This is a genomic window from Mycolicibacter acidiphilus, from assembly GCF_018455725.1.
GTDB classification, from domain to species: Bacteria; Actinomycetota; Actinomycetes; order Mycobacteriales; family Mycobacteriaceae; genus Mycobacterium; species Mycobacterium acidiphilum.
Map to the genome: position 1 here is coordinate 1 of NZ_JAHCLR010000081.1, position 12,012 is coordinate 12,012.

Genomic DNA, 12,012 nt, shown 5'->3' on the forward strand with positions numbered 1-12,012 from the left:
ACGCTCGGCGGCCACGGCGGCGTTGGCGGCGCGGGCGGTGCCAGCGACAGCGGCACCGGCGGCGAGGGCGGCCTCGGTGGCGCCGGCGGTGCCACGACCAGCGGTATCGGCGCCGGCGGCTGGGGTGCGCAGGGCGGCCACGGCGGTGACAGCACCACCGGCACCGGCGGCCAGGGCGGTAACGGCGGCGTCGGCGGCGGCAGCAATCTGGTCGGTGGCACCGGCGGTCCCGGTGGCACCGGAGGTGCCTCCGGCAGCACGGCCGGCCACACCGGTGGCGGGGCGGAGCTGCCGCAGGGCAACCTGGGCGGCCAGGGCGGTACCGGCGGTGCCGGTGCGACCCCCGGTCAGGCCAACTCCTAGTCGGTCCGCACAACAACAGGCGGAAGCCCCGCACGCCCACCGGCGTGCGGGGCTTTCCCGTCGGGCAGGATATGGCGCATGGCGATCATCGGACGCGGCAGCAAAGCCGACTACCCGCAGCTGCCCGCCGCGCCGGACGACTACCCGGTCTTCCCGGACACCTCCACCTGGCCGGTGGTGTTCCCGCAGCTGCCGGTGCCACCCGGTGGGGGACCGTGCCGCCCGCCGCAGCACACCTCCAAGGCCGTCGCCCCGCAGATCCCGGCCGAGCAGCTGCCCAACCACGTCGCCGTCGTGATGGACGGCAACGGCCGGTGGGCCAAGCAGCGCGGGTTGGGCCGCACCGAGGGTCACAAGATGGGCGAGGCGGTGCTGATCGACATCACCTGCGGCGCAATCGAACTCGGCATCAAATGGCTGACCGTGTACGCCTTCTCCACGGAGAACTGGAAGCGCTCACCCGAGGAGGTCCGCTTCCTGATGGGGTTCAACCGGGAGGTGGTGCGCCGCCGCCGGGAGAACCTCAACGCGATGGGTGTGCGAATGCGCTGGGTCGGCTCGCGGCCCAAGATGTGGCGCAGCGTCAGTAAGGAATTCGACATCGCCGAGGCGATGACCACCCAGAACGACGTCATCACGATCAACTACTGCGTCAACTACGGTGGCCGCACCGAGATCGCCGAGGCCGCGCAGGCCATCGCCCGCGAGGCGGTCGCCGGCAAGCTCAACCCCGACCGCATCACCGAGGCCACCATCGCGAAACACCTGCACCGCCCCGACATGCCGGACGTGGACCTGTTGATCCGCACCTCTGGTGAGCAGCGGTCGAGCAACTTCATGCTGTGGCAAGCGGCCTACGCGGAGTACATCTTCCAGGAGAAGCTCTGGCCGGACTATGACCGTCGGGACCTGTGGGCGGCGTGCCTGCAGTACGCCGAGCGCAACCGCCGGTTCGGGACCGCCTGATGGCGCCGCTGGAAGGCCGGCTCGGGTCGGTACTCGCCGAGGTGCTCACGGTCGAGAACGAGCCCGACGGCGCGCTCACCGTCCACCACGACGGCACGCTGGCCTCGCTGCGGGTGGTGGACATCGCCGAGGATCTGGAACTGGTGTCGCTCACCCAGGTGCTGGCCTGGGATCTGCCGCTGAACAAGAAGCTGCGGGATCGCTACACCGAGCAACTGCGTAACAGCCAACTCGGCACGGTGACGCTAGCGGAGAAGGGCAAAGCCGCGGATGTGCTGCTGCGCTACAACTTTCCCGGCTCCGGGCTGACCGACGACGCGCTGCGCACCCTGGTGCTGCTGGTGCTGGCCAAGGGTGTCGACATCCGGCAGGCGCTGACCGCCTGAGGCCACCTGTCCGCCCGAATGTCGTAAATTCTCAGAAAGAACTGTCGACAACAATAGTTACTTGTTACGTTGTGCACATCCGCTCCCGGGTGTCGCGTAACGCGAGCGGTCCGCCTCGCAGAAAGGCCGCCGCCGATGGAGCATCGTCGCAGTTCCGCCAGGACCCGCTCAGTGATCGGGCTGACCGCCGCGGCGCTCACGGTGGCCACCGCACCGCAGGCGCACGCTGATTTCCTTGACGAGATGGTGACGCCGCTGGTGGAGACCGCGGCCGGCGCCGCAGCAGATCAGCCGCTACCGGACTTCACCGAGTTGTTCGACCAGTACGCCTACACCCCACTGCACGCCGCGCTCGAGGACTGGATCGCCAGTGCCCTCGGCAAGCAGGTGGACGACGTCGTCAACCAACTGCTGGGCTCCTACGCGATCGGTGACGGCACGGACGGCACGGCGGCCAGCCCCGACGGCACGGCGGGCGGCTGGCTGTTCGGTGACGGCGGCGCCGGGTGGAACAGCACCCTCGACGGACACGCCGGCGGCGCCGGTGGCGACGCCGGGATCTTCGGCAACGGCGGCGCGGGCGGCAGCGGGGGAGCGGGCGCCGCGGGCGGTGACGGCGGTGACGGCGGCTCGCTGGCCGGCCTCGGCGGTGCCGGCGGCAACGCCGGAGCGGGCCTGGGCGCCAACGATTTACCGGCACTGGGCGGGGCCGGTGGCAATGCCGGAATGCTGGGTATCCACGGTGCCGTCGGGCACGCCGGGGAGGTTGCCGCCGCTGTCGACACCACCCAACTCAAGGCCACCGGTGCGTGGCTGACCGACCCGGACGGCAAGGTCGTCATGTTGCACGGCCTCAACGAGGTCTACAAGATTCCGCCGTATGAGCCGTCGGCCAGCGGATTCGGCGAGGACGACGCGGAGTTCCTGGCCGCCAACGGTTTCAACGCGGTGCGCCTCGGGGTGATCTGGGCCGCGGTGGAACCCCAACCGGGTGTGGTCGACTACAGCTACCTGGCATCCATCGAGAACACCGTGCAGACCCTGGCGAAACACGGCATCGTCAGCATCCTCGACTTCCACCAGGACCTCTACAGCAGCGAATTCCAGGGCGAGGGCGCACCGGACTGGGCGGTGCAGACCGGTGGCCTGGACAACCCGCAGCACGGATTCCCGGTCAACTACTTCCTCAACCCCGCGGAGAACCACGCCTGGGATGCGTTCTGGTCCAACGCCAAAGCCTCCGACGGGGTCGGCTTGGAGAACCACTACGCGCAGACCTGGCAGGCGGTGGCCGACTACTTCAAAGGCGATTCCGGAGTGGCCGGCTACGAGATCATGAACGAGCCGTGGGCGGGCTCCCAGGCGCTGCCCAGTATCTTCGGCAGCACCTACTTCGACACCCAGCAACTCACGCCGTTCTACAATCAGATCGACGCCGCGATCCGTTCGGTCGACCCGAACACGCCGGTCTACTTCGAGCCGAACCTGACGTTCGACGTCGGGGTGCCGACGCATCTCGGCACCGTGGACGACCCGAACAGCGTCTTCTCGTTCCACGATTACTGTGTGCAGGCGGTGCTGTTCAGCATCGGCACCGGCTGTGAAGCATCCGCCGGAAACGTGATCGACGCCGCGGCGGCATACGGCAGTGCGCATCACATCCCGACGGTCATGACCGAGTTCGGCAACAACCCGGCGGGTCTGGCCGACGTGATGAGCGCCGCGAACAAGGCCCAGATCGGTTGGACGCGCTGGGAGTTCAGCGCCAAGGATGACATCACCACCACCGGTCACGGGGATCTGGTCTTCGACCCGAGCAAGCCGCCGACCGGCGACAACGTCAACACGGCGGTCTTGACCACGCTGGCGGAGCCCTACCCGCAGGTGATCGCGGGCACCCCGAACGGCTGGTCGTTCGACAACGGCGTGTTCACGTTCAACTACTCCACCGCGATGGCGGACGGCACCGGCAGCTTCGCGCCCGGCTCGCAGACCACCATCTCGGTGCCGAACGTCGAGTACCCCAACGGCTATCAGGTGACCGTCACCGGTGGGCAGGTGGTCTCCGCGGCCAATGCGCCGATGCTCGTGGTGGCGTCGACCGGCGGTGCGGACACGGTCAGCGTCACGGTCAAGCCGACTGCGTAACCGGTACGTCAGCCCTTCGCCAGCCGGGTCCCCTTGTTGCGCGGGGATTTCCACCAGACCCGGATCACGTCGCCGGTCGGTTTGAGTTTGAAGTAGACCAGCCGGGCATCCAGCAGCGCCCGCACCTGCTTCTGCTTCTGCTGATCGAGCCAGGCCTCCGTCAGCGTCGAGTCGACCGCCGCATCCAGCCAGTGCCAGCCGTTCTGATTGTCAAAGGCGCAGTCGATCAACGTCACCGGTTGCTCGTGATTCGACCAGCCCAGTTCGACGAGGCTTTGGTAGATGCCGTCCTGGCGGACCAGGGCTTCGGCCAGTGGCGCCAGCGGGGTGTCCCGCACCGCCCGCCACCGGCGTTCGACCCCGAAGAACCGCTCGGGCATCGTCATCGGCGGCAGCCGCGGCAGGTGCCGGTGATCTCGATGGTGTGCCCGACATCGGAGAAGCCGTGCTCGGCGGCGACCCGCGCCGCCCAGGCCTCGACCTCGCGGTCGGCCACCTCCACGGTGGCGCCGCAACCGCGGCAGACCAGGTGGTGATGGTGGTGCTCCGAGCAGCGCCGGTACACCGACTCGCCGGTGTCGGCGCGCAGGGTGTCGACCTGCCCGGCCGTCGCCATCGCCTGCAGCGTGCGGTAGACCGTCGTCAAGCCGATGTTCTCGCCGCGTTCGCGCAGCACGTCGTGCAGTTCCTGCGCCGAGCGGAAGTCGTCGATGGTCTCCAGCAGCGCGGAGATCGCCGCCCGCTGCCGGGTGGAACGCACCCCGGGGGAGGTCATCGGTCCTCGCCGGCGTGCGCCACCGCGTCGACGACGATGTGCGCCAGGTGGTGGTCGGCCAGCCGGTAGAGCACCTCGCGGCCGGACCGCTCGCCGGCGACCACCCCGGCCGACTTCAGGATCTTCAGATGCTGGCTGACCAGGGGCTGCGGCACCCCGAGCGCGTCGACGAGCTCGTGCACGCAGCGCTGCGACTCCTGCAACTGCAGCACGATCGCGATCCGCACCGGTGCGGCCAGCGCGCGCAGCAACTCGCCGGCGCCGTCGAGGATCTCCCGCGGCGGCAGCGCGGGGAAATCGGCGCCGTGATGCTGGTGTCCGTCGGTCACCAGGGGCGATGCTGCGGGCGACATGCCACCCTTTCCGGACTGTTGGAAACGATTTTCAGCTGGTTCCACTGTTCCATGCGCAATGATGCATGTCAAAGATCCGGTGGGGGGTCGATACGATGTTGCTCTGCGCGTCGGCACGGTCGGCGCGGCCCCGACTAGACAGGAGTGCACCCACTCGTGGCGTCCGTCATCGACACCGTCGTCAACCTGGCCAAGCGCCGCGGACTGGTCTTCCCATCCGGCGAAATCTACGGCGGCACCAAGTCCGCCTGGGACTACGGCCCACTGGGCGTGGAGTTCAAGGAGAACATCAAGCGGCAGTGGTGGCGCTCGATGGTCACCGGCCGCGACGACGTCGTCGGCCTGGACTCCTCGATCATCCTGCCGCGCGAGGTGTGGGTGGCCTCCGGGCACGTCGAGGTGTTCAACGACCCGCTGGTGGAGTGCCTGAACTGCCACAAGCGGCACCGGCAGGACCACATGCAGGAGGCGTACGCCGAGAAGAAGGGCCTGCCCGACCCGGACGCCGTGGCGATGAGCGAGATCGTCTGCCCGGACTGCGGCACCAAGGGCTCGTGGACCGAGCCGCGTGAGTTCAACATGATGCTCAAGACCTACCTCGGGCCGATCGAATCCGAGGAGGGGATGCACTACCTGCGCCCGGAGACCGCGCAGGGCATCTTCGTCAACTTCGCCAACGTGGTGACCACCGCGCGCAAGAAGCCGCCGTTCGGTATCGCCCAGACCGGCAAGAGTTTCCGCAACGAGATCACCCCGGGCAACTTCATCTTCCGCACCCGCGAGTTCGAGCAGATGGAGATGGAGTTCTTCGTCGAACCGTCGACGGCCAAGGAGTGGCACCAGTACTGGATCGACACCCGGCTGGCCTGGTACGTCGACCTGGGCATCGACGCCGACAACCTGCGGCTCTACGAGCACGCCAAGGAGAAGCTGTCGCACTACAGCGACCGGACCGTCGACATCGAGTACAAGTTCGGCTTCCAGGGCAGCGCCTGGGGGGAGTTGGAGGGCATCGCCAACCGCACCGACTTCGACCTGTCCACGCACTCCAAGCACTCCGGTACCGACCTGTCGTTCTACGACCAGGGCAGTGACACCCGGTTCGTGCCCTACGTGATCGAGCCGGCAGCCGGACTGACCCGCTCGTTCATGGCGTTCCTGGTCGACGCCTACTGCGAGGACGAGGCACCCAACGCCAAGGGCGGGGTGGACAAGCGCACGGTGCTGCGGCTGGACCCGCGGCTGGCCCCGGTCAAGGCCGCGGTGCTGCCGCTCTCGCGCAACGCCGACCTGTCGCCGAAGGCTCGCGACCTCGCCGCCGAACTGCGCAAGAGCTGGAACGTCGAGTTCGACGACGCCGGTGCGGTCGGCCGGCGCTACCGCCGCCAGGACGAGATCGGTACCCCGTTCTGCATCACGGTCGACTTCGACACCCTGGAGGATCAGGCCGTCACCGTGCGCGAGCGCGATTCGATGGCCCAGGAGCGGATCGCCCTGGACGCCGTCTCCGACTACCTCGCGGTGCGACTCAAGGGCTGCTGACTCATCCCAGTTCGCCGGCTCGCTGCCAGGCCGCCCGTTCGGCACGGAACGCTGTCGCCTGGCGGTCCCGGAACTCCGCGATCGACTCGGCGTGCTCGGCCAGAAATGCCTGATGGGCGGCGAGGGCGAATTCGCCGTCGGCGACCTCGACGTGACCGCGGCCGGCGGCCAGGTCGGCGCGCAGATCGGCCAGCTCGTCGGTGCTGACCGGGTAGAAGCTGATCCGATCGAAATACCGGAGCAGCCACGGTGTTTCGTGCCGGGTGCTGTCCCACACCTGCGTGGTGCGCCCGACGAGTTGGTAGCCGCCCAGGCCCTCCACCCCGTAGATGCACAGATACGCCCCGCCGATGCCGACGGCGTTCGCCGGGGTCCAGGTGCGGGCCGGGTTGTACTTGGTGGTGACCAGCCGGTGCCGCGGATCCAGTGGGGTGGCCACTGGCGCGCCCAGGTAGATGTCGCCGAGCCCCAACACCAGATACTGTGCGGCGTAGACGATGTCACGCACGTCGGCGATGTCGTCGAGTCCGTTGATGCGGCGGGTGAATTCGATGTTCGATGGACACCACGGTGCGTCGTCGCGGACCGCCCGCATGTAGCGGGCGATCGCCTCCCGGGCGGCCGGATCGTCCCAGGACAGCGGCAACCGCACCGTACGACTGGGCACCGTCAACTGCGCACAGGCCGGCAGTCGGTCGTCGACGCCGGTGAGCAGGTCGGCGACCTCCCGGACCGACAGTGCATCGGGGTCGAACTTCACCAGCAGGGAGCGCACTCCGGGGTTGAGTTCACCCACTCCCGGCACGTCGAGTTCGCGCAGGCGGTCGTAGAGCGCCTGCACCCGGGCCCGTAGCGTCAGATCCAGTGTCATCGCACCGTATTCGAGCAGCACCCCGTCGTCACCGGCCCGGCGCAGGGTGCTCGTCGTGCCGTCGGCGCCGGTGTAGTGATCGAGGATGCCGTCGTCGCCGTCCCCACCTGTCGACACCACCGCCGACAGCCCGGCCCGCCGGGCGGTGCCCAGTGTGCGCGCCGACGCGGCCCGGTCGGCGCGCACCGGCACGAATCGGACCGTGTCGCCGGGGGAGAGTTGGCCCAGCTTCCACCGGTCGGCCCGGGTCACCGTCAGCGGGCAGACGAATCCGCCCAGACTCGGCCCGTCGGGCCCGAGCAGGATCGGGGTGTCCCCGGTGAAGTCCAGCGCGCCGACGCTGTAGCCGGTGTCGTGGATGTTCGACGGGTGCAGGCCGGCCTCCCCACCGTCGGGGCGTGCCCAGCGCGGTTTCGGCCCGATCAGTCGCACTCCGGTCCGGTCGCAGTGATAATGCACCGTGAAGTCGGTGTCGAGCAGCATCTGAATGTCGCTGCGGGTCAAGAACTCCGGGGCGCCGTGCGGGCCCTCGGTGACCGCCAACTGCCAGCGGTGCCCGATCGCCGGCTGATGTTCGTGGGGTACTCGTCGTCCGCTGCGGGTGACCCCACCGGCGGCGGTGAGCCGGTCACCGGCCTGCAGCGCTCGCCCGATCGGCCCGAGCGGGAACGTCGCCGCGCTGCCCAGGTGGTGCGGCGCGCTCAGTCCGCCGGCCACCAGCAGATAGCAGCGCAGCCCGGGGCCGGGAACCACCCCGACGTCCAGCACTCCGCCAGCCGGCACCGGCACCGTCACCCACTGCGGAACGGGTACCCCGTCCACGGTGACCGGGGCAGCCGCACCGGTGATACACACCGTTGTCGCCGCCGAGAACCGCAGCGCCGGACCGGTTTTGGTGCACTCCAGCCCGGCGGAACCCTCAGGGTTGCCCAGTGCCCGGTTGCCCAGCCGAAACGACAGGTCGTCCATCGGACCCGACGGCGGCACCCCGACATGCCAGTAGCCGATCCGGCCCGGCCAGTCCTGCACGGTGGTCGCCAGCCCCGGCCGCAGCACCTCGATGCCCGTCACGGCCGGGTGATCACCATGCGCACCGGGGTGGGGTCGAATCCGTTGCACGGGTTGTTGATCTGCGGGCAGTTCGACACCAGCACCAGGGTGTCGACGTCAGCGCGCAGGGTCAGGCTCTTGCCGGGTGCGGAGCGGCCGTCGACGATGCCCAGGGTGCCGTCGGCCTCTACCGGCACGTTCATGAACCAGTTGATGTTGGAGACCAGATCCCGTTTGCCCAGGCCCCATTTGGCGCCCTCGGTGAGGAAGTTCTCCACACAGGCGTGCTGGTGGGCGGTGTGGTGGCCGTAGCGGAGCGTGTTCGACTCCTGCGAGCAGGCCCCGGCGATCGTGTCGTGGTTGCCGACGTCGTCGGCGATCACGGTCATCAGCGCGGTGTGATCGGCGGCCCGCAGCACCGAACCGGTGGTCAGGAAGATGTTGCGCTGCGCGGTGATCGTGGCCTGCGCGCTGTAGCGGACGCTGTGGTCGGCGGCGGCGTACAGCAGGCAGTCGACGGCCTGATTGCCGTGCAGGTCGATGATCTGCAGCCGGTCGCCCGCGGCGATCACCGCCGACCACGGCGCGCCGGCGGGCACCGTCTGATCGCAGATCACCGTCATTGTGCCGCCCGCCACGTGGTCTCGGTGTTGAACAGGGCGCGCAGATACTCCGGGTCGTCGTTGCGAGGGACGTCCGCCCGGTCGTCGGACCGCCAGGCCAGCACCTCCAGCGCGGTGAGCGCCGGATCGGGGTCCAGCGGATGGGCGGCGTTGGCCACCACCAGCAGCACCGGTAGATGGATCAGCAGGTCGACCGCGGTAGCGGGGCCGGCAGACCCGGTGAACGACAGCGCCCCGCCGGCCGGGTCGACCCGCACTCCGGTGAACAGTGCCAGTGACGGGGCCAGGTCGCGGGCGTCCAGGCCGTGCTTGGCGATGCCCAGCGTCAGGAGTCGCCGCCCGGCCTCATCCGGTCCGCACAGCAGGTCGTGGTGCCCGGATGAGTCGGCGACGATCGTCGCGAGTAGCCGGCCCTGATCCGACAGCAGGGGATGCCCGGCCCGCGGGTAGGCCTGCCACGGCACTTTCATGGTGTCGGCGACGTTGAGGCGTTCCCACGGGGCGTCGGCGCGGTAGAGCAGCAGGTGCGCAGTGGCGCCGCCATCGGGGTCGGCCAGCCGGACCCGGGTGCCGCGGGCCAGCACCGTGGTGGTGTAGCCGTGCGGCGGGACCGTTTCCGCCCAGCTCAACTGTGCGGGGTCGACACCGGTGGGGCAGGCCGGGGCCGACAGGGTGGCTGCACCCGCCTGGGCGCGGGCGTGTGCGCGGGCGCCTGTGGTGGAGGACGTGCTGGTCATCGACCCACCGTAGCAATAATTCTGTCAATTGACAGAAAATAATCGAATGGGAGGATGCAACCCATGCAGACCGAGCGTCGCGGCCGCCCCCGGCTGGTGCCGGCGCGCCGACCGGGGGACAGCACCCGCGACGAGATCCTGGATGCGGCAGCGGAGCTGTTCACCACGGTCGGCTACGCCGCAACCTCGACGCGGCGGATCGCTGAGGCGGTCGGGGTGCGGCAGGCGTCGCTGTATCACCATTTCGCCACCAAAGAGGACATCCTCGACGCACTGCTGGCCGGAACCGTGGACGTGTCGCTGAGCCTGGCCGAAGACCTGGTGGCCGCCGGTGGTGCGGCCGCGCCGCGACTGCATGCCCTGGCGATGGCCGATGCGGATCAGCTGTGCGGCGGCGTCTGGAACCTGGGGGTGCTGTACCTGCTGCCGGATCTCGAGGTACCGCGTTTCGAGGGTTTTCGCACCCGGCGCGCCGCACTTCGGACGCACTACCGGGACCTATCGACCGCGGTACTCGCCGAATGCGGCGGCCCGGCGGGCTGCGAGGACCTGCCGTTCCGGCTGGTCGAGTCGGTGATCAACCGGCGCTGCGACGACGGCGAGTGCCCACCGGAGTACTCGCGGACGATCGCCGACGCCGCACTGCGCACCCTGGGAGCAACCCCTCCCTAACGGCAAGCCCGGCAGATCGGGCCGGGTGCGCCCGACCGGATGCCAGAACTCCCGATTTCGACCGAATGAGCATTCACGTGGCCGATCGTCCCCCCTGGTCGACAGCTGAAACACGTTGTTCCTGTGAATCTTTCGAACAATTTGACACTGTCGCGCCGCCCGGGGTTCGCTCAATGTGAACTGAGAAACGAGACAGGGGAGGACAGCAGATGTCTGACGGTAACTTCGGCGGAAAACACGTTGACGCACGTTCCACGAAAGCGCGCCGCCGCAACCGGGTGATCGGGGTGGGCGGTTCAGTGGCCGCATTCCTGGCATTCGGGATGGCCCCTTTGGCCGCGGCCCCTCAGGCGAACGCCGACGGACTCGACTGGCTGATGGACATGTTCGACCCCAGCGCGATCGCCGGCTCGGCGGCGGACACCTCCGGGGTGGACAGCGTCTTCGGCAACTCGCCGTTCTGGGACGAACTGCTGCAGGCCAACCCCAGCATCGACCCCGCCAGCGTGGTCTCCTCGACGATGTACGACCCGTGGCACACCATGATGGAGTCCTGGATCAACAGTGACCTGGGCCAGCAGATCGACACTTCGATCAACAACGCCTACATCGCGATGAACGGCACGTCCAGCCTCGACGGTGCATGCGGCCTGATCTGCAACGGCGTCGACGGCACCGAGGCCGACCCGAACGGCGGCGCAGGCGGCCTGTGGTTCGGCGACGGCGGCAACGGCTGGGACTCCACCGTTCAGGGTGAGGTCGGCGGTGACGGCGGTGCGGCCGGGTTCTTCGGCAACGGCGGCGCCGGCGGTACCGGTTGGGACTCCACTGTGGCCGGGGTGGACGGCGGCGCCGGCGGCAACGGCGGCACCGGCGGCACGATCATGGGTGACGGCGGCGACGGTGGCGCCGGTGGCGCTGGGTTCGGTGGCACCGGGCACGGTGCTGTCAGCACTGCGCTCGGCTCGAACGGTGGCATTGGCGGTAACGGTGGCAACACCAGTGACGCCGCCTCGCTGATCTTCGGTAACGGTGGTGCCGGCGGTGCCGGTGGTGTCGGTGGTGACGCCACCGCCAACGGTCACGAGGGCACCGACGTCGGCGGCAACGGTGGTGCCGGCGGCACCGGCGGTAACTCCGCTGCCCCCATCGGCAACGGCGGCGAAGGCGGCGTCGGCGGTGCGGGCGGCGGCGGCGGCGACGGCACGGCCAACGGGTCCGACGGCAACTCGACCGGTGGCACCGGCGGCGAAGGCGGCACCGGTGGTACCGCCGAGAACGGACACGGCGGCACCGGCGGTAACGGTGGCACCGGCGGCGACGCGCGGTCCAACGGCCACCTCGGTCACGCCGTCGCCGGCGACGGCGGTGCCGGCGGCACCGGCGGCCAGGGTCTGGTCGCGGGCACCGGCGGCAACGGCGGCGCCGGTGGCGATGCCCGGTCCAACGGCTCCGACGGCGTCGCGACCGCCGGCGACGGTGGTGCCGGCGGTGTCGGTGCCGAGGGCGCCACGGGTGCGGCCGGG

General features: G+C 69.4%; 12 protein-coding genes and 1 pseudogene. 7 read left to right on the plus strand and 6 right to left on the minus strand.

The window, feature by feature from the left end; genetic code table 11:
* The 4 genes and pseudogenes from KIH27_RS21255 to KIH27_RS23105 all read left to right on the plus strand — a co-directional run.
* Positions 1–363, plus strand: a pseudogene (locus tag KIH27_RS21255) (hypothetical protein); the annotation flags it as partial.
* Between the two features lie 78 nt (positions 364–441).
* On the plus strand, positions 442–1,329 hold the full coding sequence (locus tag KIH27_RS21260) for a decaprenyl diphosphate synthase (RefSeq protein ID WP_214094957.1): 888 nt from the start codon (positions 442–444) through the stop codon (positions 1,327–1,329).
* Entirely contained in the window at positions 1,329–1,715 is a 387-nt protein-coding gene (locus KIH27_RS21265; RefSeq protein ID WP_214094958.1) for a hypothetical protein, read from the plus strand. Before KIH27_RS21260 ends, KIH27_RS21265 begins: the two co-directional genes overlap by 1 nt.
* Before the next feature lie 171 nt (positions 1,716–1,886).
* Positions 1,887–3,863, plus strand: coding sequence for a cellulase family glycosylhydrolase (locus KIH27_RS23105; RefSeq protein ID WP_307856969.1), 1,977 nt, complete (start codon positions 1,887–1,889; stop codon positions 3,861–3,863).
* 8 nt (positions 3,864–3,871) lie between these two features.
* Here the strand turns inward: KIH27_RS23105 and KIH27_RS21275 are convergent, their stop codons facing one another.
* From KIH27_RS21275 to KIH27_RS21285, 3 genes are read right to left on the minus strand one after another with little or no spacing between them, the layout of a single operon-like run.
* On the minus strand, positions 3,872–4,249 hold the full coding sequence (locus KIH27_RS21275) for a hypothetical protein (protein WP_214094960.1): 378 nt from the start codon (positions 4,247–4,249) through the stop codon (positions 3,872–3,874).
* Positions 4,246–4,638: a Fur family transcriptional regulator gene (locus KIH27_RS21280; RefSeq protein WP_214094961.1), complete on the minus strand. Its 393-nt coding sequence runs from the start codon at positions 4,636–4,638 to the stop codon at positions 4,246–4,248. Before KIH27_RS21280 ends, KIH27_RS21275 begins: the two co-directional genes overlap by 4 nt.
* Positions 4,635–4,991: an ArsR/SmtB family transcription factor gene (locus tag KIH27_RS21285; RefSeq protein ID WP_214094962.1), complete on the minus strand. Its 357-nt coding sequence runs from the start codon at positions 4,989–4,991 to the stop codon at positions 4,635–4,637. The genes KIH27_RS21280 and KIH27_RS21285 overlap by 4 nt, the downstream gene beginning before the upstream one ends.
* Positions 4,992–5,147: 156 nt before the next feature.
* Between KIH27_RS21285 and KIH27_RS21290 the strand changes: the two genes are divergently transcribed.
* Positions 5,148–6,533, plus strand: coding sequence for a glycine--tRNA ligase (locus tag KIH27_RS21290; RefSeq protein ID WP_307856970.1), 1,386 nt, complete (start codon positions 5,148–5,150; stop codon positions 6,531–6,533).
* 1 nt (position 6,534) lies between these two features.
* On the opposite strand, the gene KIH27_RS21295 is transcribed toward KIH27_RS21290, so the two are convergent.
* Genes KIH27_RS21295 through KIH27_RS21305 form a run of 3 tightly spaced genes read right to left on the minus strand, consistent with a single transcriptional unit; the run spans position 6,535 to position 9,814 of the window.
* Positions 6,535–8,475 carry a 5-oxoprolinase/urea amidolyase family protein gene (locus KIH27_RS21295; RefSeq protein ID WP_214094964.1) on the minus strand — a complete coding sequence of 647 codons (1,941 nt, stop codon included), beginning with the start codon at positions 8,473–8,475 and terminating at the stop codon, positions 6,535–6,537.
* Positions 8,472–9,077: an urea amidolyase associated protein UAAP2 gene (locus tag KIH27_RS21300; protein WP_214094967.1), complete on the minus strand. Its 606-nt coding sequence runs from the start codon at positions 9,075–9,077 to the stop codon at positions 8,472–8,474. Before KIH27_RS21300 ends, KIH27_RS21295 begins: the two co-directional genes overlap by 4 nt.
* A complete protein-coding gene (locus KIH27_RS21305; RefSeq protein WP_214094965.1) occupies positions 9,074–9,814 on the minus strand; it encodes a DUF1989 domain-containing protein in 741 nt (246 codons plus the stop codon). The genes KIH27_RS21300 and KIH27_RS21305 overlap by 4 nt, the downstream gene beginning before the upstream one ends.
* Positions 9,815–9,877: 63 nt before the next feature.
* On the opposite strand from KIH27_RS21305, the gene KIH27_RS21310 reads away from it, so the two are divergent.
* Both KIH27_RS21310 and KIH27_RS23110 read left to right on the plus strand, forming a co-directional pair.
* On the plus strand, positions 9,878–10,486 hold the full coding sequence (locus tag KIH27_RS21310; protein ID WP_214094966.1) for a TetR/AcrR family transcriptional regulator: 609 nt from the start codon (positions 9,878–9,880) through the stop codon (positions 10,484–10,486).
* A 209-nt stretch (positions 10,487–10,695) separates the two neighbouring features.
* The coding region (locus KIH27_RS23110) for a PGRS repeat-containing protein (RefSeq protein WP_372451446.1) at positions 10,696–12,012 on the plus strand (1,317 nt) is incomplete at its 3' end.

Excerpts from the sequence above, each read along its gene's own strand:
- KIH27_RS21260 (WP_214094957.1), top strand. The coding sequence starts at position 442 with ATGGCGATCATCGGACGCGGCAGCAAAGCCGACTACCCGCAGCTGCCC.
- KIH27_RS21265 (WP_214094958.1), top strand. The coding sequence starts at position 1,329 with ATGGCGCCGCTGGAAGGCCGGCTCGGGTCGGTACTCGCCGAGGTGCTC.
- KIH27_RS21275 (WP_214094960.1), bottom strand. The coding sequence starts at position 4,249 with ATGACGATGCCCGAGCGGTTCTTCGGGGTCGAACGCCGGTGGCGGGCG.
- KIH27_RS21280 (WP_214094961.1), bottom strand. The coding sequence starts at position 4,638 with ATGACCTCCCCCGGGGTGCGTTCCACCCGGCAGCGGGCGGCGATCTCC.
- KIH27_RS21285 (WP_214094962.1), bottom strand. The coding sequence starts at position 4,991 with ATGTCGCCCGCAGCATCGCCCCTGGTGACCGACGGACACCAGCATCAC.
- KIH27_RS21300 (WP_214094967.1), bottom strand. The coding sequence starts at position 9,077 with ATGACGGTGATCTGCGATCAGACGGTGCCCGCCGGCGCGCCGTGGTCG.
- KIH27_RS21305 (WP_214094965.1), bottom strand. The coding sequence starts at position 9,814 with ATGACCAGCACGTCCTCCACCACAGGCGCCCGCGCACACGCCCGCGCC.
- KIH27_RS21310 (WP_214094966.1), top strand. The coding sequence starts at position 9,878 with ATGCAGACCGAGCGTCGCGGCCGCCCCCGGCTGGTGCCGGCGCGCCGA.